The 22,017-nt window shown below is 46.8% G+C and carries 20 protein-coding genes and 1 riboswitch; of the genes, 10 read left to right on the top strand and 10 right to left on the bottom strand.

Annotated features, from left to right (window positions below; all coding sequences use genetic code 11):
- Positions 1-26: 26 nt before the first annotated feature.
- From NST25_RS01945 to NST25_RS01935, 3 genes are all read right to left on the bottom strand, one after another.
- Positions 27-2,489, bottom strand: a complete 2,463-nt coding sequence (locus NST25_RS01945; protein WP_340393247.1) for a heavy metal translocating P-type ATPase — start codon at positions 2,487-2,489, stop codon at positions 27-29.
- Positions 2,490-2,602: 113 nt separating this feature from the next.
- A complete protein-coding gene (locus NST25_RS01940; protein WP_076124634.1) occupies positions 2,603-2,803 on the bottom strand; it encodes a copper ion binding protein in 201 nt (66 codons plus the stop codon).
- 53 nt (positions 2,804-2,856) lie between these two features.
- Positions 2,857-3,204, bottom strand: coding sequence for a metal-sensitive transcriptional regulator (locus NST25_RS01935; protein WP_076124636.1), 348 nt, complete (start codon positions 3,202-3,204; stop codon positions 2,857-2,859).
- A 266-nt stretch (positions 3,205-3,470) separates the two neighbouring features.
- On the opposite strand from NST25_RS01935, the gene NST25_RS01930 reads away from it, so the two are divergent.
- The 8 genes from NST25_RS01930 (at position 3,471) to NST25_RS01895 (ending at position 10,271) form a co-directional block, all read left to right on the top strand.
- Positions 3,471-4,991, top strand: coding sequence for an MDR family MFS transporter (locus NST25_RS01930; RefSeq protein WP_340393246.1), 1,521 nt, complete (start codon positions 3,471-3,473; stop codon positions 4,989-4,991).
- A gap of 5 nt (positions 4,992-4,996) precedes the next feature.
- Positions 4,997-5,563, top strand: coding sequence for a PadR family transcriptional regulator (locus NST25_RS01925; protein WP_036682773.1), 567 nt, complete (start codon positions 4,997-4,999; stop codon positions 5,561-5,563).
- Positions 5,564-5,653: 90 nt separating this feature from the next.
- A complete protein-coding gene (locus NST25_RS01920; protein WP_051491260.1) occupies positions 5,654-5,869 on the top strand; it encodes a hypothetical protein in 216 nt (71 codons plus the stop codon).
- A gap of 52 nt (positions 5,870-5,921) precedes the next feature.
- Entirely contained in the window at positions 5,922-6,899 is a 978-nt protein-coding gene (locus NST25_RS01915; protein ID WP_340393245.1) for an aldo/keto reductase, read from the top strand.
- 379 nt (positions 6,900-7,278) lie between these two features.
- Positions 7,279-8,481 carry a hypothetical protein gene (locus NST25_RS01910; protein ID WP_340393244.1) on the top strand — a complete coding sequence of 401 codons (1,203 nt, stop codon included), beginning with the start codon at positions 7,279-7,281 and terminating at the stop codon, positions 8,479-8,481.
- A gap of 1 nt (position 8,482) precedes the next feature.
- Positions 8,483-9,073, top strand: a complete 591-nt coding sequence (locus NST25_RS01905) for a signal peptidase I (protein WP_076124645.1) — start codon at positions 8,483-8,485, stop codon at positions 9,071-9,073.
- Between the two features lie 90 nt (positions 9,074-9,163).
- A complete protein-coding gene (locus NST25_RS01900) occupies positions 9,164-9,772 on the top strand; it encodes a TasA family protein (protein WP_036682781.1) in 609 nt (202 codons plus the stop codon).
- 169 nt (positions 9,773-9,941) lie between these two features.
- Positions 9,942-10,271 carry a helix-turn-helix domain-containing protein gene (locus NST25_RS01895; RefSeq protein WP_036682795.1) on the top strand — a complete coding sequence of 110 codons (330 nt, stop codon included), beginning with the start codon at positions 9,942-9,944 and terminating at the stop codon, positions 10,269-10,271.
- Positions 10,272-10,378: 107 nt separating this feature from the next.
- On the opposite strand, the gene NST25_RS01890 is transcribed toward NST25_RS01895, so the two are convergent.
- A complete protein-coding gene (locus tag NST25_RS01890) occupies positions 10,379-10,534 on the bottom strand; it encodes an anti-repressor SinI family protein (RefSeq protein WP_232061118.1) in 156 nt (51 codons plus the stop codon).
- A gap of 27 nt (positions 10,535-10,561) precedes the next feature.
- Positions 10,562-10,646: riboswitch (cyclic di-GMP riboswitch) on the bottom strand.
- Between the two features lie 470 nt (positions 10,647-11,116).
- Here NST25_RS01890 and NST25_RS01885 point away from each other — a divergent pair.
- Both NST25_RS01885 and odhB read left to right on the top strand, forming a co-directional pair.
- The gene (locus NST25_RS01885) at positions 11,117-13,984 is read left to right on the top strand and encodes a 2-oxoglutarate dehydrogenase E1 component (protein WP_076185640.1); all 2,868 of its coding nucleotides are present in this window, start codon (positions 11,117-11,119) and stop codon (positions 13,982-13,984) included.
- Positions 13,985-14,036: 52 nt separating this feature from the next.
- Positions 14,037-15,323, top strand: a complete 1,287-nt coding sequence (odhB, locus tag NST25_RS01880; RefSeq protein WP_340393243.1) for a 2-oxoglutarate dehydrogenase complex dihydrolipoyllysine-residue succinyltransferase — start codon at positions 14,037-14,039, stop codon at positions 15,321-15,323.
- 515 nt (positions 15,324-15,838) lie between these two features.
- Here the strand turns inward: odhB and NST25_RS01875 are convergent.
- From NST25_RS01875 to NST25_RS01850, 6 genes are all read right to left on the bottom strand, one after another.
- The gene (locus NST25_RS01875; RefSeq protein WP_076124650.1) at positions 15,839-16,801 is read right to left on the bottom strand and encodes a hypothetical protein; all 963 of its coding nucleotides are present in this window, start codon (positions 16,799-16,801) and stop codon (positions 15,839-15,841) included.
- Entirely contained in the window at positions 16,762-17,370 is a 609-nt protein-coding gene (locus NST25_RS01870; RefSeq protein ID WP_076282348.1) for an RNA polymerase sigma factor, read from the bottom strand. Before NST25_RS01870 ends, NST25_RS01875 begins: the two co-directional genes overlap by 40 nt.
- A gap of 326 nt (positions 17,371-17,696) precedes the next feature.
- A complete protein-coding gene (locus tag NST25_RS01865) occupies positions 17,697-19,445 on the bottom strand; it encodes a hypothetical protein (RefSeq protein WP_340033887.1) in 1,749 nt (582 codons plus the stop codon).
- 28 nt (positions 19,446-19,473) lie between these two features.
- The gene (locus tag NST25_RS01860; protein WP_339189252.1) at positions 19,474-20,160 is read right to left on the bottom strand and encodes a hypothetical protein; all 687 of its coding nucleotides are present in this window, start codon (positions 20,158-20,160) and stop codon (positions 19,474-19,476) included.
- A complete protein-coding gene (locus NST25_RS01855) occupies positions 20,160-21,110 on the bottom strand; it encodes a TIM barrel protein (protein ID WP_340393242.1) in 951 nt (316 codons plus the stop codon). Before NST25_RS01855 ends, NST25_RS01860 begins: the two co-directional genes overlap by 1 nt.
- Before the next feature lie 34 nt (positions 21,111-21,144).
- Positions 21,145-22,017, bottom strand: a complete 873-nt coding sequence (locus tag NST25_RS01850; protein ID WP_340393241.1) for a carbohydrate ABC transporter permease — start codon at positions 22,015-22,017, stop codon at positions 21,145-21,147.

Genomic DNA, 22,017 nt, shown 5'->3' with positions numbered 1-22,017 from the left:
CCACTCCCTAAATAGTGATAGTGATATTACAGCTTTACCCGCTGTAGCCGAAGTGCATTCAAGACAACAGACACGGAGCTAAATGCCATCGCAGCTCCTGCCAGCCATGGGGCTAGAAACCCAAGTGCAGCAATCGGTATTCCTATTGTATTGTAAGCAAGCGCCCAGAACAAATTTTGTTTAATATTTCTCATCGTTTTGCGGCTCATCATGATCGCATCAGGAATACTCTTCAGATCCCCGCGCATCAGTGTAATATCAGCTGCTTCCATAGCTATATCCGTTCCTGTCCCAATCGCCATACCCGTATCGGCAGTAGCCAGTGCCGGAGCATCGTTGATCCCATCCCCAACCATGGCAACCTTAGTCCCATTCTGTTGGAGCTTGCGAACCTCTTCGGCTTTGCCCTCTGGCAGAACCTCTGCTAACACTTTTTCGATCCCTGCCTGCTTCGCAATAGCCTCAGCTGTAATTTTATTGTCACCAGTGATCATTACGACTTCAATACCCATATCATGGAGCGCGGCTACAGCCGCTTTTGAGGTCGGTTTAATCGTATCAGCAACGGCCACAATCCCAGCGATTTCACTCTCTACCGCTACTAGCATAGCTGTCTTTCCCGACTCCTCCAGCTTCTTCATAATTGGAGTCCATTCTGTGATATCAAGCTGATGATCTTCCATCATCCGCCGCGTGCCTACCATAACCTGCTGATCGGAGACAACGGCCATAATTCCACGTCCGGGCACATTATCAAACTGCTCAGCAGTAGGCAAAGCCAAGCCTCTATCAGCAGCGCCAGCAACAATAGCTTCCGCAAGTGGATGCTCAGATAGCTTTTCAGCAGCTGCAGTTAAAGCTAACAAACGGTTTTCCGCGTTTTCTTTTCCATAAGCTGCAATTCCAGTAGTAGTCACAACATCGGTAAGCACGGGTTTACCATTCGTCACTGTACCTGTTTTATCTAGCACAACGGTCTGAATCCCTTGCGCTCCCTCTAAATGCTCCCCGCCCTTGAAGAGGATTCCAAGCTCTGCTGCCCGGCCCGATCCTGCCATAATGGAGGTTGGCGTTGCCAGACCTAGCGCACATGGACAAGCGATTACGAGCACTGCAATGGCTTTTTCGAGGGCATCAGCGAACTGGCCAGGGGCTGCCCAGAAATACCAGATCAGAAAAGTTATTACGGCAATACCCACAACAATCGGCACAAAAATTCCTGAGATTACATCGGCAATCCGCTGAATCGGAGCTTTGGAGCCTTGAGCTTCCTCCACTACTCGGATAATTTGAGCCAGCGCAGTGTCGCGACCCACTTTATTGGCTTTGATTCTCAAGATACCATTCTTATTCATAGTGGCACCGATCACGGTATCCCCTGCTTTTTTCTCCACAGGAATACTCTCTCCGGTCAACATAGACTCATCCACAGAAGAAGATCCCTCGACTACCTCACCATCCACAGGTACCTTTGTTCCGGGTTTCACCAGTACAATATCGCCAGGAATGACTTCATCTGTCGGGATATTCATTTCTTGCCCATCCCGAATTACGAGGGCGGTTTTTGCCTGAAGCCCCATTAAGCTTTTGATTGCGTCAGAGGAACGGCCTTTCGCCAGCGCCTCAAACCATTTACCGACAAGGATAAGTGTAATGAGTACAGCACTCGTCTCATAATACATTTCTACAGTATGATTCATTCCCTTCATGCTTAAGGAATCAATAGTCAGATAAAGACTGTAGAAATAAGCTGCCGACGTCCCTAATACGACTAACACATCCATATTGGCACTCCGGTTACGAAGGGCTTTATAAGCACCGACGTAGAACTGCCAACCGATGATAAATTGCACAGGGGTAGCCAGCACAAGCTGGAACCAAGGATTCATAAATATATCCGGTGTTGGAATCCAGCCGGTGAAGGAGAAATGACCCGCCATCGCCCATAACAATGGGAACGAAAGAATTGCAGAAATGATCCATTTCCACTTTTTATGCTGAATTTCTTTTCCACGACGATCCACATGATCCTTGCGGTCTTCTTTAAGAGAAGCTTTATAGCCGATACTGCTTACCTTCTCCATGATCTCCCTTGGACTGATATTACCGGGTGTATATTCTACATGTGCTGTTTCCAGCGCCAAATTCACATTAACTGCTGCTATGCCCGGTGTACGGCTCAACACTTTTTCAATCCGTGAGGAACAAGCAGCACAGGTCATCCCCGATATATCAAAATCCGCAGATTCTTTAATAGTGTCATAACCAAGAGAACGGATTTTATCTTCAATTTGTGGCAACCCTGATACTGTCGGATCAAATCCAACAGTAGCCTGTTCCAAGGCTAGATTCACATTCGCACGAGATACGCCGTCCATCCGGGACAACCCCTTCTCAATTCGGGTTGCACAAGCGGAACAGGTCATACCTGTAATCTGTACAGTTGCCTGCTGTTCGGTTGGTGAAGCTGTTGTTTTGGTTTTATCCATGATTTCCACGCCTCCACATACCCCTATAGGGTATGATAATTTCTAAAAGAAAAGGCATTGGAGCTTTGGGTAGCTTCCCCATATCACTCCAAGCCTTATTACTGTGCTTCAAATTAAACTACGTCATACCCTTGATCTACAATTGCTTCTTTAATCGCACCAAGGCTTACTTTGTTCTCATCATACTCGACAGAAACTTTCTTAGCAGCAAGATCAACTTTAGCTGTGGCTCCAAGATTGCCTACGGCTTTCTCTACGGAGTTAACACAGTGACCACAAGACATTCCTTCAACGTTTAATGTAGCGTTTGACATTAATATAACCTCCAATAAATGTTGTGAAGCTATGCTCTAGAAGCATTAGCTTATTATTTCATTAATTTGTTAACCGTAATTAGGAGCTCGTCGATAACCTCATGTTCGCCAGCTTCGATTCGCTCAACAATGCAACTTTTCATATGTCCTTCTAACAGCATCTTACCGACACCATTTAACGCCGCCTGTACCGCTGCGAGCTGGTTGAGTACATCATCACAATAGGTATCCCGCTCAATCATACCCTTTACCCCGCGGATCTGGCCTTCAATCCGGTTGAGGCGCGTATTCAAGTTATTCTTGAATTCTGCCGAATGATGACTTTTTCGTTCTCCTGATGATGAAGAATGACAATTTATGTCGCAGGATTCTGCAGCTTGCTCTTTCTTGGCAGTAGACATAAGAATCAGCCTCCTTGGTTATAATATAATATACCCCCGTAGGGTATGTCAAGAGGCATTCCTAATTCATCCACAGATGATCTCCACGGATAGTTTGTCCCTATATTACCGCCGTATTCTTCTACGGTTGGCTATACATCTCTATTTTTTTAAAAAAACTATTGCCTCCCTATTCAAATTTGAATATAATAAATTTTGCTTCTAATTATGAACATTTTTCGAACAGAACTATCACTATCACTATTAAGAAAAAGGAGCTGCGAAGCATGCATACTAAAGAAAGTAATCTTAAACTCGTAGTGGTTGGCCTGCTGCTTGGGATTCTTATGTCCGCAATGGACAATACCATTGTAGCTTCAGCTATGGGAACGATAGTCTCAGATCTTGGCGGTCTGGATAAAATCGTATGGGTAACCTCCGCTTACATGGTAATGGTAATGGCCGGAACCCCTATCTTCGGCAAGCTCTCTGATATGTATGGACGTAAACGTTTCTTCATTTTCGGATTGATTGTATTCCTGATTGGCTCGGCTCTGTGCGGTACTGCCACCAGTATCACACAGCTCAGTATTTACCGTGCCATTCAAGGGATCGGCGGCGGTGCACTAATGCCAATCGCCTTCACCATCGTTTTCGACATTTACCCGCCTGAAAAAAGAGGGAAATTGACCGGTCTCTTTGGAGCCGTCTTCGGAATCTCCAGTGTACTTGGACCTTTACTCGGTGCCTATATTACCGACTATGTTGGTTGGCAGTGGGTATTCTACATTAACCTGCCGCTAGGAATTATTGCACTGTTCCTGATTGCAACTTCTTATAAGGAGTCGATCTCCCACGCTAAACAGCGCATTGACTGGGGCGGAGCCTTCACTCTGGTTGGTGCGATTATCTGCCTAATGTTCGCTCTGGAACTTAGTGGTAATCAATATGCTTGGGATTCCAGTGCCATCCTTGGCTTATTCGTAGGTTTTGCTGTTCTCTTGCTGGCGTTTATCCTTATTGAGAGAGTAGCTGCTGAACCTGTGATCTCGTTCGCTATGTTCCGCAAACGGTTGTTTGCAACAAGCAGCGTGACCAGCCTATTTTATGGCTCTGCTTTTATCGTAGCTACTATTTACATTCCTATCTTTGTGCAGGGTGTATTTGGCGGCTCAGCTACGAACTCAGGGCTGATCCTTATGCCGATGATGATCGGTACGGTCGTTGGCAGTCAGACCGGGGGGCTGCTTACAACAAAAACCAGCTTCCGCAACATTATGATCCTATCCGCAGTCTGCTTTGTCGCAGGGGTCTACAGCCTAAGCACTTTATCACCAGATACCTCCCGCCTCATGCTTAATGTATTTATGGCTCTGACTGGGTTCGGCGTAGGCTTTTCCTTCTCCGTGCTGAGCATGGCAGCTATCCATAATTTCGATATGCGCCAACGGGGGTCGGCAACATCAACCAGTACCTTCATGCGCTCCCTTGGAATGACGCTGGGAATTACGATCTTCGGGATTATTCAGCGGAATAGCTTTACTAACAGTCTAAGCGATGCTTTTGGCGGTAGTGAACAGTCAGCAGCTTTCGGAGATCCACGCGCTGCGTTAACACCTGAAGCAAGAGCAAAGATCCCTGCTGAAATATTAGAAAAAATATCAAGTGCGTTATCCACCTCTATTGCACAAACCTTTATGTGGGCTTTGATTCCTGCAGTGCTCGGTCTAGTCTTTGTACTGCTCATGCCAAAAGACCGTCTTACCATTCCTACTAAAGCTGTTCAGGCGTCAGAGGGCAAAAGGTAACCATTATGTCCATGAAATTAGCCATTTTAGGTTTACTGCTGGAGCGGAACATGCATCCCTATGAAATCACATTAGTGATGAAGGAACGTTCCATGGACCGGATCACCAAGCTGCAGATGGGATCACTCTATTATGCTGTGGATAAGCTTGCACAAGATGGTTATATAGAAGCTTTAGAGGTCATCCGCAGCAGTGATCGGCCGGACAAAACAATCTATGCCATAACGGAGCAAGGTAAAGCTTTATTCGAACAGCTTATCCTGCAACAGATTAAGAAAAACGAACCCTTCTATCATCCGATGTATATGGCCCTGGCTATGTCCCGTCATATCGATCAGAGCAAGGTTGAGAAGCTGCTCGAGGAACGCCTCCGGGAAACAGAACATCAGGTTAATCTGGCTTATCAGGTATACGAGGAGCATATCTCCATCGTGCCTCGTTCTGCCCTGCATCTAATGTACGGTACATATGAGCACACCCTGACTGAGCTGAAATGGCTGCAGCGCCTATACGATGATGTTGTAGCGCGCAAGCTAAAAGACATAGGGACACCGTTGAATTTAGAGGCCTAATGGCCTCTTTTTTCTGTTTAAGGGAGTCAAAATACGTTTATTAACGAGCACAATAGCCATTAAATCTCAAAGAAAGGCGAGGCGGTAAAAATGACTCAAGAAAAACATCAGCTGAATAGTGACAAACGGGATCACCCGGAACAATATCCAACAGAAAAAGAAAGTCTATTCGATCTTCATGAAAGTGAGCAGAATGTAGACCCGATTCCGATGGAAGATTTGACGCTGGAAAAGCAAGAAGAAAAGAATAAAGAAGAGACCAAACACCGCTCTTCCAGCGACAAAAAATACCATACGGGCTTCTGAGAGTGTACAATATCTACAAGTACGCAATCATAATTTCCAAGGAGGAATCACATTGTTGAAAGCGTTACCTTTAAACAAGCGCGGGATTCCCGCAAGCCGCATTGCTTTAGGCTGCATGGGGCTAGGCGGTGACTGGGACCATGAGCCGATTACTGCGGAGAATGTTAAACAGGGACATGAAGCGGTTGATGCCGCCCTTTCCATCGGCATCAACATGTTTGATCATGCAGATATCTATACTCGTGGGAAGGCGGAGAAAGTATTCGGTGAGATTTTTAAGGATCGTCCAAGACTACGTGAAGAAATCATAATTCAATCTAAATGTGGAATTAAGCTAATGGAGCCTGGAGACAGCACTAATACGTTTGATTTCTCTGGCCAACATATTCTGAACAGTGTAGATGGAATATTGTCACGACTTGGGACCGAATACATTGATATTCTTCTACTGCATAGACCTGATCCCTTAATGGATCCCGAGGAAGTAGCCTCCGCATTACATCAACTGAAGGCCGCTGGTAAGGTTCGTCATTTCGGGGTTTCCAATATGAGCGCCGCTCAGATCAAGCTGCTGCAGACTTATTGCGATGAACCTTTTATCGTAAACCAGCTGCATATGAGCTTGGCTAAGATCAGCTGGGTGGATGCTGGAATCAGTGTAAATCGTGAACCCTGGAAGGATATTATCTTCCCTGAGGGAACCCTTGAACATTGTCGAATGGAGAACATTCAGCTTCAAGCTTGGGGGCCACTCGCCCAAGGTCTATTTAGCGGGCGTTCATTAGAGGATCAACCGGAGAATATCGTCCAAACAGCAGCTATGGTCCAACAGCTCGCAGATGAAAAAGGAACAACACCCGAAGCCATTGTACTGGCTTGGCTAATGACACATCCAGCTGCCGTTCAGCCTGTTATTGGAACTGTGAATCCGAAGCGTATTACTGCCTGTGCCGATGCGGACAAGCTGGAGCTGAGCCGTAAAGAATGGTATGACCTGTATGTTAGTTCACGCGGTTCAAAACTTCCGTAACATATACATTTATATTCTCAACTTCATTACTCCGCTTATGCCCGGCTCGCGTTACTACTGCGAGCCGGGTATTTTTTTGCGAATCACCCTAACTTATCGTTCTTTATTGAGAATATATTTAGTAATCGAGCGATATATGGAGTTATTTAGAGATAAATTATCATTTTCGTTCTTTATAGAGTACAAATGCGCGTTATTGGCAGTTTTCTTTTTGATTTATTCCATGTATGATTCATTACAGAAGTTGTTCTTAATAAAGAACGATAATAACGAACCAAAGAAACAGACATTGAGGGGAGGTATTCCTCTGAGACCCAGATCAGCAAGGAGAAGACCTAGAAGAAACAGGAAAATCGGATTACGTATACTGCAATCAGGAATGGCTGTCTCCGTCTTATTTCTATATACCTCGCAGCAAGTTGGTGGTACCTATGGAGGCTTTGGAGCCGCTACGCAAACCACTAGCACGATTAGCTTTTGCGAAGTATTTCCGAATTCGATCAAGGCACTGCTTACAGAGTTCAAAGAGCATGTTAATCGAGCGCTCACTTTAAAAGAATCACTACAGCCCTTTTCCTCATCAGCTAACTACTCGGACGTTTCGGGAATAGAAGGGATGTCGCTGGAAGAGCTTGATGTCGCTGCAGAAGAGATTTCTTCGCAAATAGCGGCGCTTCAATCCCAAATAGATAGCGTTAACGAGCAACTGGCGGCTAACAGCCAAATTTGGAATCAAATCCACAATGAGCTAAGTGCAGCAGCAGCCTTACTCTTCCAGATAGGAGGATATATGACTTCTCTAGATTCCAACTGTCTAGAAATCAAGGACGAGCAATTTTTCAGAGATTTACAAAGCAGCCTGAATCAAAGCGGTGTGATCTCGGAATCCTTGAATGCTTCCTTAAATGGAGTTATTAGTTACCTAACCTCCATACACGATGTCGGTCTTCCATTCGCTTCGGTAGTTACCAGTGATGTTTATGGACAACTTGAATTACGCGAAGGAGAGTTCCCACAGCCACTGCCATTCCTGATTACCTTCACTCAACCAGACGGCGTGATCTCTAGCGACCTCACCTCATCTTATGAAGCTCTAAATACCGAATTGACTAACCATAAAGAATCGGCAACCTCAGGTATCACTACCCTTCAAGATAAACTCCAATTGATCAGTCAGACTCGCGAGCAAAAACTAGAAGAGCTTGAAAAAGCTCGGCTAGAAGAAGAGCTTGAAAAAGCTCGGCTAGAAGAAGAGCAAGCAAAGAAAGAAGAAGAAGCGAAAAAAGAAGAAGAACGTTTGGCTGAGGAGAAAAAGCAACAAGAAGCCGAGGATAAAGCAAAAGCTGAGGCAACCCCTCCAACATCAGGCGAAACTGCTCCGGAAGCCCCAAATAAAGAACAACCTGAAGCCCCAGCCACTGATCCGGTAAAGCCGGAAATTGACGAAGAGCTCACAATTCCAAAAGATGTCCCTCAGCAAGAGGCTCCACAAGAGACGCCAAAGGCGGAAGACAGTACGACTACCCCGCCGGTAGCAACCCAAGCTCCTTCGGACCCTCAACCTGAGAAAGGTGGAGAATAAGATGCGAATTAAAAAAATTATCAATAATACCCTATCGAGCTTAATGCTTGTGATCTTTATTCTGCTGGTGGCAGCCGTAGTGTTATCCAAGGCCTCCGGCGGTGAACCTGCTTTCTTCGGATATGAGATCAAAACCGTACTCTCAGGATCGATGGAACCAGGAATTCAGACAGGCTCAATTGTCGCATTAAAACCCGGAGGGGATATGAATCGTTTCAAACCAGGCGATGTCATCACCTTTAGGAATGAAGATAATCTGCTCATTACTCACCGGATTGTAGAAGCGACCGTCAATAACGCTACTGGTGAAGCTGTTTATCGCACTAAAGGCGATAACAACGACGCGCCCGACATGAACCCTACCAGTTCTGTGAATGTTGTAGCTCAGTATACCGGGGTCACTGTACCCTATGTCGGTTACGCTATGAATTTCGCGGTTTCCAAAGCTGGAAGTGTAGTCCTCATGATCGTGCCTGGCTTGATGCTTCTGCTCTATGCTCTGTATACCTCTTGGAAGGCTGTAGCTGCATTAGAAAAGAAAAATGCTGCCCTACTGCCAGCCTCACCGCCCCCAACAGAAACACAGCCCTAAGTTGATTGTCCACTTCCGCTTACGAACCGGAAGATACAATATATAAATTTTATAAAAAATTCAAACACAAATTTGAGGAGGAATTTTATTATGGGTATCAAGAAAACATTGGGTCTTGGCGTAGCATCTGCAGCACTGGGTTTATCATTAATCGGCGGAGGAACCTTCGCATACTTTAGCGACACTGCGCAAAGCACAGCTACATTCGCAGCGGGCACGCTCGATCTGAACTCCGACCCTTCTGTCATCGTTAATATTCCTAACCTGAAACCAGGTGATACGGTAACTAAATCCTTCAAATTGAAAAACGATGGTTCGCTCGATATCGGATCTATTATTCTGAATACATCGACTCAAATCACGGATGCTAAAGGAGATAACTACCTGGATTTAGCCGAGTTCATTAAAGTTAAATTCCTTAGAAATAATGATAAAGGAGTACCTATCGTCTCTCCTGAAAATGTAGTTTATGAGACTACACTTGCTGCTTTAAAAAGTCAGCATCCGGATCTCGTAAAAAATACAGGTTGGGATCAACTCTTTACCGAAGCATCCGGTATTAAAGCCGGTACCAACGACAGCTTCTCCGTCCAATTCGAATTTGTGGAAAATAACCAAGATCAAAATATTTTCCAAGGCGATAGCTTAACACTGACTTGGGATTTCGTAGCTAAACAAGGTGCGAAAAAAGACTACTAAGATCAATAAAGTAATTTAATAAAATACTCGAAGAGCAGCAGATCCTGAATCCGGCCACGGATAAGCAGATTGCTGCTCTTCTCTTTACAATAAACTTTGTCCGATTTATTGATATTTGCTATACTAATAACAAAAATTACGGAGGGGCGTCAGCATAGTGCCACAGAATATGGGCCAACGTATCCAGCAGCTCCGCCTAGACAAGGGTTTCTCCCTATCTGAGCTTGCGGACAGAGCAGATGTGGCTAAGTCGTATCTTAGCAACGTGGAGAGAAACATCCAATCCAATCCATCCATCCAGTTTATCGAAAAAATCGCTGACGCGCTTCAGGTATCCATTCATGCCCTACTCTATGGAGAACCCAATGATGCAGAGGAATCACATTTAGATTCGGAATGGTTCCGATTGGTGCAGGAAGCTATGGACTCAGGCATTAGCAAACGCGAATTCAAAGAATTTCTGGACTATCAGAAATGGAAGCTCGATCAAAAGGATTAATACTTCCTACTAATCTGGTACGATCCTCTCTTCTACTAAATCATATCGAAAAAGGACACAGCGAAGAACCGCTGTGCCCTTTTTCGATATGTAACCCCTCTAATGTATTACTGCACGATCTGCACAGTTTTCTCATGAAAGAACTGGCGGATTTCATCTGCCTTAATGCCAGCCTTCTTAGCTGCTAATAATAAATGTACCCACTCTTGATCCAGATCAATAAACTGCTGTTCTCTGTTGCTACCCTGGTTGGACTTTTCCAAAAAATCTCCCCCTAAGATTTTACGTCCCCAGGCAATCCGGCTGTCATAGTATCTCTACCTTAGACCCGCGACTTTGTGCCCCTGCCTTTCGGCAAGTTTACCTTTTACTGGACCCTTTTCACGAAAGGATCTGCTTAAAAAACTATAAAATTACTATCTGCAATAACATTATACAAAAAGAAAGCGGAAAAGTGTGTCGATTCCTGGTTACTTTCTATTTTAAAAACGAAAAATAAAAGATTTTTTTTCAAAGATCTTGTCCGATTATCACGATACTCGTCCGTTACATAAAATAAATTGTACTAGCAAAATAAATATTTACTGACCTAATAGTTAAAAATAAGGATAATAGAATCATTTTAATAGGCCTTTAGAATGGGTAATGAGAAGAAACACCCTTCTTTTCATTAGAACAAGCTAACCCATACCATTTTGCGAACGTATTGGACGAAAGAATGAATTGATTACAGTGGCCGAAAGTAGCACAATAAGATGAGAAATGAAACCGCAATCATCACAGCTCCAGTAAGCGTTGACACAAAATGTCACGTATGGAGTTCATCCGTTAAGGAGGATGTATTCATGGCAGCCAAAGAGCCCTATAACGAATCCATTTGGAGTAAGTATTACGGACCCAATTTAGGCTACATTCAAGAAAGATATGAACAGTTTGTGAAAGATCCCTCCACCGTAGAAAATAATTATCGCGAGCTTTTTACAAATTCGGGACCTCCTCCCCTAACTCCGGATAGCGAACCGGCTCCTCAGCCGCGCATCTCGGGAGACACCGAATGGCTTAGAAAAGCAGTAAGAGCTTCCAAGCTAATCGCCAATATTCGTATATATGGCCATATGGCCGCTGAAATTGATCCGCTGGTACGCGATCAGAATCCCATGGCAAAATATCTTGAGCTTGAAACCTATGGGCTGACCCGCGAAGACCTGATCGCACTGCCTGCCACGCTTATATGGGAAAATGCGCCGAATGATGTGCATACCGGATGGGATGCCGTGCAACGTATGCGTCAGGCATACACCAAGACTATCGCCTATGAATTCGGGCATGTGCATGAAGAAAAAGAACTGCAATGGCTAAATAGACAGGCAGAATCCACCAGCTCACCAGCACCCCTAAATAATACAGAACGCAAAGAGCTCCTGAACCGCCTGATTCAGGTAGAGCAATTTGAAACCTTCCTCCACAAGACTTTTGTAGGTCAGAAGCGTTTCAGTCTTGAAGGCAATGATGCTCTTGTGCCGATGTTAGATGAAATCGTACGTGCTGCTGCACATGACGGTGCGGAGCATATTTTGATGGGCATGGCGCATCGCGGCCGCCTCAACGTTCTTGCACATATTTTGGGCAAACCTTATGATATCATATTTTCAGAGTTTCATCATTCTCCGAACAAGGAGCTTTTCCCTTCCGAAGGCTCCACAGGCATTAACTATGGTTGGACAGGTGATGTGAAATACCATCTCGGTGCAGACCGTGCTGTCCGTGAAGGAGAAACGGTACGCACAAGAATAACACTAGCGAATAACCCAAGTCACTTGGAATTCGTCAATCCTGTCGTGGAAGGTTTCACTCGTGCCGCACAAGAAGATCGGAGCACTGCAGGACTGCCGAAGATTGATACCAGTAAAGCTATGGCGGTGCTGATGCATGGCGATGCTGCTTTTCCAGGTGAAGGCATTGTTGCAGAAACGCTTAATATCGGCAAACTTCAAGGTTATCAAAATGGTGGGACGATCCATATCATTGTTAATAACCGAATTGGTTTTACGACTGAAAGTGAAGATTCCCGTTCTACGCATTATGCGAGTGACATCGCCAAAGGGTATGAAATCCCAATAGTCCATGTCAACGCTGATGACCCAGAGGCCTGCGTAGCAGCTGTACGTTTAGCTAGCGCATACCGCCATCAATTCAAAAAAGATTTCGTAATTGATCTCATCGGCTACCGCCGTCATGGTCACAACGAAATGGATGATCCTGAAACCACACAACCTATTGTCTACGGCAAGGTTCGCAATCATCCAACCGTCTACAAGGTTTATGCAGAGAGACTGAAAAACGAAAAGGTTCTTACCGCCGAAGACGTACAAAAGATGAATGCTGAGGCAGAAAGCGTATTGCAGCGTGCGTACGATACTATGAAGGAAGGCAATCATAAGAAAAAAGAACCCAAAGCCTTCATTCCTCTACAAACGGACCGCGCAGCGGCAAACACTACAGCGGTATCCATCTCCAGCCTGCAGGAGATCAATCGTGAACTGTTGACGGTTCCTGCTGGATTCCAGGTTTATCCGAAGCTGGAGCGCATTTTACAACGTCGTAAAGATGCACTGAATGAGGGTGAAAAGGTCGACTGGGCACTAGCTGAAACATTAGCCTTCGCTACCATTCTGAAAAATGGAACGCCCATCCGACTGAGCGGTCAAGATGCCCAGCGCGGAACCTTCGCACATCGCCATCTGGTGCTGCACGACAGTAAAACAGGAGATTTATTCTCTCCGCTGCATCAGCTAAGCGATTCCCGTGCCTCCTTTGGCGTATACAACAGTCCATTGTCAGAGGCATCAGTATTAGGCTTTGAATATGGTTATAATGTGTTTGCACCGGAAACCTTCGTAATCTGGGAAGCACAGTATGGTGATTTCGCCAATGCGGGTCAGGTTATTTTTGACCAGTTCATTGCCGCTGGACGCGCCAAATGGACACAGCGCAGCAATCTCGTCATCATGCTGCCGCATGGCTACGAAGGACAGGGACCTGAGCACTCCAGCGGTAGGCTGGAACGGTTCTTGCAGCTATCCGCTGAGGAGAACTGGACGGTCGCTAACCTGACTACCGCTTCGCAATATTTCCATCTGCTGCGGCGCCAAGCAGCGTTATGCGGGCAGGAAGATGCTAGACCGCTAGTCATTATGACGCCGAAAAGTCTCATTCGGAATACGCGCAGCACTTCTGCCGGAACCGAGCTGGCTTCAGGACAATTCAAGCCTGTATTAGCTGAATCTTTGCTTGGCCAGAAACCAAGTGAAGTTAAACGGCTCGTAGTCTGCAGCGGTAAAGTCGCTATCGACATCCAAACAGAACTGGAAGCAGCACCGGATAAGGATTGGTCATGGCTGCATGTTCTTCGCCTAGAGCAGCTTTATCCGTTCCCGGAACAGGAGCTAAGCGAACATTTAAACTCCTTCAGCTCCCTTCAGGAAATTGTCTGGGTGCAAGAAGAGCCGAAAAATATGGGCGGCTGGAGCTATAGTGAGCCTCGGTTGCGCGCCATCGCACCGAAAAATGCCGGCGTAAGATATATCGGCCGTCCGGAACGTTCCAGCCCGGCCAGTGGTTATGCAGATGTGCATAGCTTCGAACAACGTAGAATTGTAACAGAAGCCCTAAAATCAAATTCGAACGTACAAGCGGCTGTACCGTCCTCTTAAGAGGACGGTATCACAATAGCGTAAACCATTATGTTTGGGGAGGAAACGGCCTGTGTCAGAAATCTTAGTACCCGATCTGGGAGAATCCATATCCGAAGGAACCATCTACAAATGGCTGGTTAAAGAAGGCGACACGGTAGGTCAAGGCGATGTGCTCGCTGAGCTGGAAACGGATAAAGTCAATCTGGAAATTAGTGCAGAGGTGGAGGGTGTCATCTCCACCATCCTGCGTCAAGCGGGCGAGAACGTAGCCGTTGGCGAAGCCATCGGCATCATTGGAGCCGCAAGCGGCAGTACGCCGCGGGCCGCTGCAAGCGAAGCCGAAGCGCCTAAAGCGGCTCCGGCAGGCGGCAACGCAGTAGCAGCCGCCGCGCCTGTAGCTGCGCCCGAAGTGCCTGCAGCAGGTGGCGACAGCCATGCTGCATTGGCATCGCCGGGCGCACGCAAGCTGGCACGGGAGCGCGGCATCGACCTCGGCGAGGTTAGCGCCCGTGATCCTATCGGCCGGATTGGTCAGGCCGATGTGTCCGGTCATGGTGCAGCAGCGCCGCAGGCCGCTGCACCGGTAGCTCCGGCGCCGCAAGGCAAGCCGGAGCCAGCGAAGCCGGCAGCGAGCAAAGCCACGCCGGACGAGGGCAAAAACGTGGAGCGCAAGCGCATGTCGCGCAGACGGCTCACGATTGCCAGCCGCTTGGTCGAAGCGCAGCAGACCGCGGCCATGCTTACCACCTTCAACGAGGTGGACATGACAGCGATCCTCGACATCCGCAAGCGTCGCAAGGATGCATTTAAAGAGAAACATGAAGTTGGACTAGGCTTCATGTCCTTCTTCACCAAAGCCGTGATCGGTGCGCTTAAAACCTATCCACTGCTGAACGCCGAAATCGACGGTGAAGATCTGGTCGTTAAGAAATTCTACGACATCGGTATTGCTGTTGCAGCGAAAGAAGGACTTGTAGTTCCCGTAGTCCGTGATGCGGATCGGCTCAGCTTCCCGGAAATCGAGCGCCAGATTGGCGAGCTCGCTTCCAAAGCACGTGCCAATACGCTCAGCCTCTCCGAGCTGCAAGGCGGAACATTCACCATCACCAACGGTGGCGTATTCGGCTCCTTGTTATCGACACCGATTCTGAATACACCACAGGTGGGTATTCTAGGGATGCATAAGATCCAATTGCGTCCGATCGCGCTGGACGAAGAAAGAACCGTAAACCGTCCAATGATGTACATCGCCCTTTCCTATGATCACCGGATCGTTGACGGCTCTGAAGCGGTAAGCTTTCTTGTCAAAGTGAAGGAATTGCTGGAAGATCCGGAAGCACTACTGCTAGAAGGCTAACGCTCTTCGAATTTTCGAAGATATAAGAATATTAAGAAGGTATCCCTACAGCTCTCGCTTTGGGGATACCTTCTTTTATATCTGAATCCAATTGCTGCCTTCCCTGCATACGATTTAACTGTATTTTATACACTTATTTATTTCTGATCCGCTCATAGCCTCTTCTCTAATTGCATTCTCTACAACTAAAATCCGTAAAAACGTCTATTTCCACTAATCTAACCAGTAATAGCTGCATCAAGTACAACTAAAGGGCCTATATACAGCTATTGGTGAACTTTAATTGCACATAATACAACTAACTTAGCGCATGCACCTTCAAACTACATACTACACACTACGCACTACGCACTACTAACTACTAACTACTAACTACTAACTACTAACTTCAAACCTCAAACCTCAAACTTCAAACCTCAAACCTCAAACTTCAAACTTCAAACTTCAAACTTCAAACTTCAAACTTCAAACCTCAAACTTCAAAACTCAAACCTCAAACCTCAAACTTCAAAACTCTACTTCAATAGCTCCTCAGCCAGCTGTAAAAATTGCTCCTGGGTCAAAATCTTATCTCCATAGCTGGTGAGTGTATAATACGCATCCTGCTTCTCGTTATACCAGTTCAGATAATCATAGCTGACTTCTTCCCTTACTACCTTGTTATAGATAACTTCTGTCCCTGCAACTGTGAGCTTATTAGCTTGATTCTCAGGCGTTTGTTCCACGAAAACCTTGCCCCCATGCATGAGCGTTGCTGAGATCCCTATAAAAGCATTGTTCTTCGAATAAGTTACACTTAGCCCCCCTGGCTCGGACCACGGTATAGCCTTCATAAACAAATTGCGGGTCCCCTTATCCTTATTTGCCTGAGCAGTAAGATCATTTAATGTTTCCTTATACAGAGAACTTCCCTTAGCTGTATCCGTAGTCGGAGAATTAGGATGGATTACACCATATTTAAAAGCGTACCCCGCTGCCGTTTCGGGAAGCATTGGCGCCCCTGTTCTTTTGATTTCTTTTAAAAAATCAGAATACGCATCTATCCGCTGCTCTTTATACTTAAACTGCAATTCTGTCGCCAAGCCTGCTGCACCTGCTTTATTTTTCACAAGATAGGCGATCAATTCACCCGGTTTAGCGAACTCTTCTGCTTGCTGCGCATATTTATCATAAGAAGCCCTTTCTGCAGATTCAGTCGGCGCAACATGTTGGACCTTCACTACTCCTTCACTATTGCGGATTTGGATATATTCAGACGCAGCATACGCAGTCACAGAAATCAGCAGAAACAGCGTTAACATACTGGCCACTGCCGTTGTTTTATTCATCACCCTCAGCGAGAACGATCGCTTTCGACCTGTTATGCCAGTAATACGCCCCATGACCTTATCTTCTACATCTACCTCATCCAAAAGTTCATTGCCCGCCGAGGCATAAATTATATCTTGGTATTCATTGCTGATTTTGTTTCTTTCCATATGATCTCCTCCTCTGACTTCATAGCTTCCTGAACCTTTAGCTTGATCCGATTCATTCTTTTAGTTAGCGCATTGGGACTGACCCCTAGAATCTCACTTATCTCAGCATAAGTTTGTTCCTCAAACACCCGCAGAATAAGTATGTTTCTCTCCTCAAGCGACAATCGCGCTAAAGCTGCAGACAATGAAGGACTGTACAACCGAGCATCCAGCTCCTGTTCAGGACTTGCAGACAGTACTTCCGGACGAAAAATACGCATGACTTGCTTATGCAGACGACGCCTGCGCAGCAGATTTAAGCAATGATGATATGCGATACGATAGAGCCATGCCGAGAAATGCATTTGCGATTTGTATTGCCGGATAGATTGATAACCCTTTACCAAAATATCCTGAACCGCGTCCTCCGCATCCTGCTTGTTTTCTAACAAACGATAGCAATATCGATAGATCGGCTTTTGGAATGACCTGACAATTAAAGCATACTGCTCGGAATCTCCCTTTTGAATCCTAACGATTAGCTCTTCCAACTCTGTCGAGTCTAGCGAATCCTGTGGCGATGTAAGCACCTCCTTAACCTTTATATCTCTATAACACTTGACCACCGAAAAAAGTGCCTATGTAAACCAAACTAAAGGAAATTTTATAAAAGCTGACAGTCACGGCTTCGGAGAATGTTTGAATTTCTGACGGCTGGTGCCCCCGGATTTCTTACTTATACCATTATGCACGGTTAAAATCTGGTGAGTCTATGCTTAGCAGATGCATAACAAAACCTCCCATTAGACCTGATAACTCCAGGTTTGCTTCTAATGGAAGGTTTTTTAATAAGGCTTATTACTCTAAGACTGAGGTGTAACGTCAACGTCTGCTAAATTGTAAATTGTTGCAAAGGTTACTCTCTTATCATGGAAGGAGATAGAGTGATCGTAATCGTCTTATCGAACGGGGTCATAAAATTGACCAACACCGCCTTGCAGTTATCCTGTAGCTTCGCCTCACGCACCGTAGCCGCCAGATGGCCAAGCTCGCCCCCTGTCAGTTCAATCCAGTCCTCTTCACAACTATAGCGGAGGTTACCGCCGTTCCAGAGATAATGGTCCTCTCCGACAGCCTGCAATTCACCCGATGTGAAACATCCTTCCCGTCCAAAAATAAAAGACAGCTGTGTCATAACCTCTGTAGGTTCCTCAGCATGCAACCGGAGGGTCCACCCTCTGTCCGTGCGTTGAACCTCCGTCTCCACGCGGAATGTCTGTTCATGCGTAAGTGCGCGGCTCTGATGCGGTAGCAGATACCAAGGGCTTACTGGCTCCCCAGATGTTTGCGGAAGCAGTTCACCTTCTACAGGACCGTAATAACCCTTCTTTTGTTCTCCTGACAGGTGGTATCCGTCAGGTAGTTTGATCATTTTCTGCATCGGGACATATCCCGGATTAAAGTAAGAAGCCAGTTGCACTGCAAGCAGCCTGACGGCACCGTGACGGAGTGCAAAAAAAGACGGCGTCTCCGTGATTAAGGTCACGCTAGTGTTCCCGTCCCTGTAACGCGCAACCGGTGCTCCGAAATCAGTATGCAGCCGGCTGTGGTAAATTCGCCCTTGATGGCCGGACTTCTCCATATCCTGCAGATAGCCGTGTCGCGGAAAATCGCCGTTCAGTATTTTCTCATATTTTACAGGCAGAGCTGCCGAATCTTCAAAAGGTTGCTGAAGCTCCGGCTCCAGCAGCATACGTACAAGTACGTTGACAGAGCAGACCCCCGGATTTTCCAGTGCTCTGCCTGCCCATTCGGCCATCCCCGCAAACAATGGCTCCTTATCGGAACGGGCCAGAATAGCGTACGGTAAATAATATGGAGACAGGTCGTGAAAGCTCCCCAGATCCTGGCGCCCAGAATAATCGGTCACAACTTCGCCCTTAGGATGCACCAAATAGACCATCATGTGTAAATTCAGACGAACTGGCTCCAGCAACTGCGGCCGATCCAGCAGACGAGCGGCATGAATCAGCATGATGTCGCTGACCGCACTATAAATACCGTTGCTGCGCTCCGTCCATTCTCCATCAGGTGTAATATCCATCCCTTCCGCCAACCACTGATCCGCCCGTTGGACAGCCTCCTCCAGTCCGAACAGTTCATGCAGAAACCCCAGTGCTGCACACAATACCCAACGGTGATTCGGCGTGTGACAGCCCCCTGTAAGCATGACGGGAATAGTTCGCTTAAGAAACAAGAGCATATTATCAAGCACCTGTTGCAGTGGCGCCCAATCCTGCGACGCCAACAGTTGGTATAGCTGAGCATAGCCGACGATGACAAAGGCTGTATCCGGGGGAGAATGATAGTTCGTCCAGCCCGGAGAGATCGAGCCATCCTCATGTTGTGCACGCAGCACGAACTCCGTCGCCAGCAGCAGGCGGGCCAGCAGCAGCTCATCACGGTAGAATGCGGAATCCGGGTTAACCAGAGCCGCTCCCCAATAACACATATCGGTTGGTGTGCCGGTCGTATGATTAACCCAGGCAACGCCAGTACCCGGATCTATTGTCCCTCCATAATAGCGGCTCGTCGGATCAAGCACCTGCCGGGATAATCCCTCCACTGCCGCTCTATCATTACTGGCTACCAGTTGCTTGTACATTATACTTCCCTCCATGTTAACAATCTGCTCAATGTCTGGGTGGTAACAGGAGCTGAAGCCGCGCCAGCTCTTGTCGGATACGGTCAGGAATTTCCGTGAACAGTTGATTCCAAGAAACGAACAATTCCTCCCGGTCCGCATATTCCCAGCACGAATAGGACAGGGAAGGCGTGAACCGGCAGGTTTGCAGATAACGGTGGACAAGACAGTCAGTTTCTCCATCGGACGCCAGAATGCCGTGAAAAAAGTCGCCATAAATCAGACCCTCCGCACCTGCTCCATCCTGTGTACTGGATGCGAATCCCGGTAACAGCTCAAAGACTTCAGGGAACGGGGCAAGAGCATGCTTGCCGGGTTGGACATATAGATCTACCCGTGTCCCGCTTAGATTGCTGCCCCCGCGCAGCAGCGCTTTAAGGAATTTCCCGTGAAAGCTCGCTTCGGCATCCACCACTTCCCCGTCTCTACCGATATAAACCCACACATGCTCCAGATCATATAAATGCTGAATATCATAATCGTAATAAATCGCGTATTCTACAACGGTCAACACATCCGGATGGTTCACAGCTAGACGGCGCCGGAAGGAAGGAGACTCCTCCTCCTGCCGCAACACCGTTATACCGAGACGTACCGGAAAAAATGGCTCGTTCTGATCGAATAATAAGCGCGGAGCATACTTCATAGCTAACCTACGGTCTTCATCGTTCAACATCAGACCTGCCCTCTACGCGCCAACTTGGCCATAAGCAGCCGATGACTTTCAGCAATTTCTTCCGGCTGGCAAGCTGCCTTCAGCTCATACACCTTGACCCGCGCCCGTTCAATCATCGGCAGATAAGCATCATAGAATTCCATATTCCCGCTGTTTACATAAGGGCACCAGTGATCAGACAGACCGATGGTCTCATGAATGTGAACACCTACAATATCATCCATCAGACCTTCCATTTCCCCCACACTGTCGTACAAACCCAAACGGTCCATCATAATGGCATGCCCGGTGTCATACCATATGCCCACAGGCGCTCCTTTTAGCGCCTTAATAATCGTTTTGGCTTCCGCAAGCGTCGGAATCTGCTGCGGTTTGGAACGTGTTTCGATACCAAAGCGTACGTTTAGCCCCTCAGAAACTGCCCGGTTACATACTTCATCTAGGCTTTCAATAATTTTCTGCTCATAGCCGGCGCTATAGGCTTCCCGCCGCTCCATCAGTTCCGCCCATTTGCTGCGATAAGCGTTAGAATCTCTACCCTCTCCGTTATAAATCTGCTCCAGCTCTTTGCTGATATCATTTGGAAAGGGTACCTCACCGGGATGCACAACAACAGCTTCTCCTCCGTAACGCTGAGCGTACTTAGCCGAGCCAATCAGCAGCTCAATCGCCCGCTGCCGCTTCTCCTCATCCTCAAAACCTAGCAGCACGGAATCTGTGCCATAATCGGAGTCCTGCACATGCGGGAAGGTGTTGTGGACACTGGAGATCCCCATCTCCCCCCGCTCAAGCATCGGCTCGATCGTTTCCAGCATTTCCTTAGTCACATTATAGTTCAGCTCCACTCGCTGAAAGCCCAGATCGCGGATTTCCCGCAACATGGCGTCACCGGCAGTGTGGCGCTTAATGTTCCAGCAAGTTGAGAACGAAAATATGCCTTTGTCCTCCATAATTATGTTCTCCTCCCTTGTTACAGCTTACGGTTCAACCTTTTACGGCACCAAGCATTACACCGCTGACAAAATATTTCTGCAGCCATGGATATACGGCAAGGATCGGTACTGTTGCAAAGATAACGGTGGCCGCTTTTAGGCTCTCTGGTGTCAGTGGGGTCCGGTTGGCACCTTCCATTTGTGTCAGTTCGGATACCATGTTGTTCTGTACCATCTGGAACAGCTTGAGCTGGAGCGGATACAAATCCGGATTATTGATATACATCAAAGAATCCTGAAAGCCGTTCCACCTTCCCACTGCGTAGAAAAGCGCCAATGTGGCCATAACCGGCATGGATAGCGGCAATATAATACTCATCAGGGTACGAAGATGGGAACTGCCATCGATTTCGGCCGATTCCTCCAGGCTGGCAGGGATGTTATTGAAAAAGGAGATCAGGATAATCAGGTTAAAGGGGCTGACCAGACCTGGCAGGATAAGCGACCAGACCGAATTAATCAAATGCAAATCACGGATCAACAAATATTCAGGAATAATACCGCCGCTGAAAAACATAGTGATAACGATCAGATACATAAAAAATTTACGGCCCTTCAATTTTCTTTTGGTCAGCGGATAAGCTGCTGCGACAGTGAAAAGCATACACAGCACCGTTGTGGCAAACGTCAGAATAACCGTAAAGACAAGAGAGCGGATCATCGCATTATTGGAAAAAACATTAACGTATGCATTCCAGTTCAATTCAATGGGGAAAATCGTTACTTCTCCAGAAGTAATTGCCCGGTTGGAACTAAGCGACACGGCAATCACATGCAAAAACGGAGCCAAGCAGAACAAAACGAACAAGGCAACAAACATTATATTGACGATATCGAATATCCGGTTTGAGGTACGTTCACTCAT

The sequence above is a fragment of the Paenibacillus sp. FSL E2-0190 genome, assembly GCF_037992965.1.
Classification (GTDB): domain Bacteria; phylum Bacillota; class Bacilli; order Paenibacillales; family Paenibacillaceae; genus Paenibacillus_AQ; species Paenibacillus_AQ odorifer.
This window is presented reverse-complemented; position numbering and strand designations above follow the sequence as displayed.

Bases quoted from the DNA above. Each gene is read 5' to 3' on its own strand.
- NST25_RS01860 (WP_339189252.1), bottom strand. From the start codon at position 20,160: ATGTTGAACGATGAAGACCGTAGGTTAGCTATGAAGTATGCTCCGCGC.
- NST25_RS01930 (WP_340393246.1), top strand. From the start codon at position 3,471: ATGCATACTAAAGAAAGTAATCTTAAACTCGTAGTGGTTGGCCTGCTG.
- NST25_RS01855 (WP_340393242.1), bottom strand. From the start codon at position 21,110: ATGGAGGACAAAGGCATATTTTCGTTCTCAACTTGCTGGAACATTAAG.
- NST25_RS01900 (WP_036682781.1), top strand. From the start codon at position 9,164: ATGGGTATCAAGAAAACATTGGGTCTTGGCGTAGCATCTGCAGCACTG.
- NST25_RS01865 (WP_340033887.1), bottom strand. From the start codon at position 19,445: ATGTACAAGCAACTGGTAGCCAGTAATGATAGAGCGGCAGTGGAGGGA.
- NST25_RS01875 (WP_076124650.1), bottom strand. From the start codon at position 16,801: ATGGAAAGAAACAAAATCAGCAATGAATACCAAGATATAATTTATGCC.
- NST25_RS01895 (WP_036682795.1), top strand. From the start codon at position 9,942: ATGGGCCAACGTATCCAGCAGCTCCGCCTAGACAAGGGTTTCTCCCTA.
- NST25_RS01925 (WP_036682773.1), top strand. From the start codon at position 4,997: ATGTCCATGAAATTAGCCATTTTAGGTTTACTGCTGGAGCGGAACATG.
- NST25_RS01885 (WP_076185640.1), top strand. From the start codon at position 11,117: ATGGCAGCCAAAGAGCCCTATAACGAATCCATTTGGAGTAAGTATTAC.
- NST25_RS01920 (WP_051491260.1), top strand. From the start codon at position 5,654: ATGACTCAAGAAAAACATCAGCTGAATAGTGACAAACGGGATCACCCG.
- NST25_RS01910 (WP_340393244.1), top strand. From the start codon at position 7,279: ATGGCTGTCTCCGTCTTATTTCTATATACCTCGCAGCAAGTTGGTGGT.
- NST25_RS01905 (WP_076124645.1), top strand. From the start codon at position 8,483: ATGCGAATTAAAAAAATTATCAATAATACCCTATCGAGCTTAATGCTT.
- NST25_RS01850 (WP_340393241.1), bottom strand. From the start codon at position 22,017: ATGAGTGAACGTACCTCAAACCGGATATTCGATATCGTCAATATAATG.
- NST25_RS01945 (WP_340393247.1), bottom strand. From the start codon at position 2,489: ATGGATAAAACCAAAACAACAGCTTCACCAACCGAACAGCAGGCAACT.
- NST25_RS01940 (WP_076124634.1), bottom strand. From the start codon at position 2,803: ATGTCAAACGCTACATTAAACGTTGAAGGAATGTCTTGTGGTCACTGT.
- NST25_RS01935 (WP_076124636.1), bottom strand. From the start codon at position 3,204: ATGTCTACTGCCAAGAAAGAGCAAGCTGCAGAATCCTGCGACATAAAT.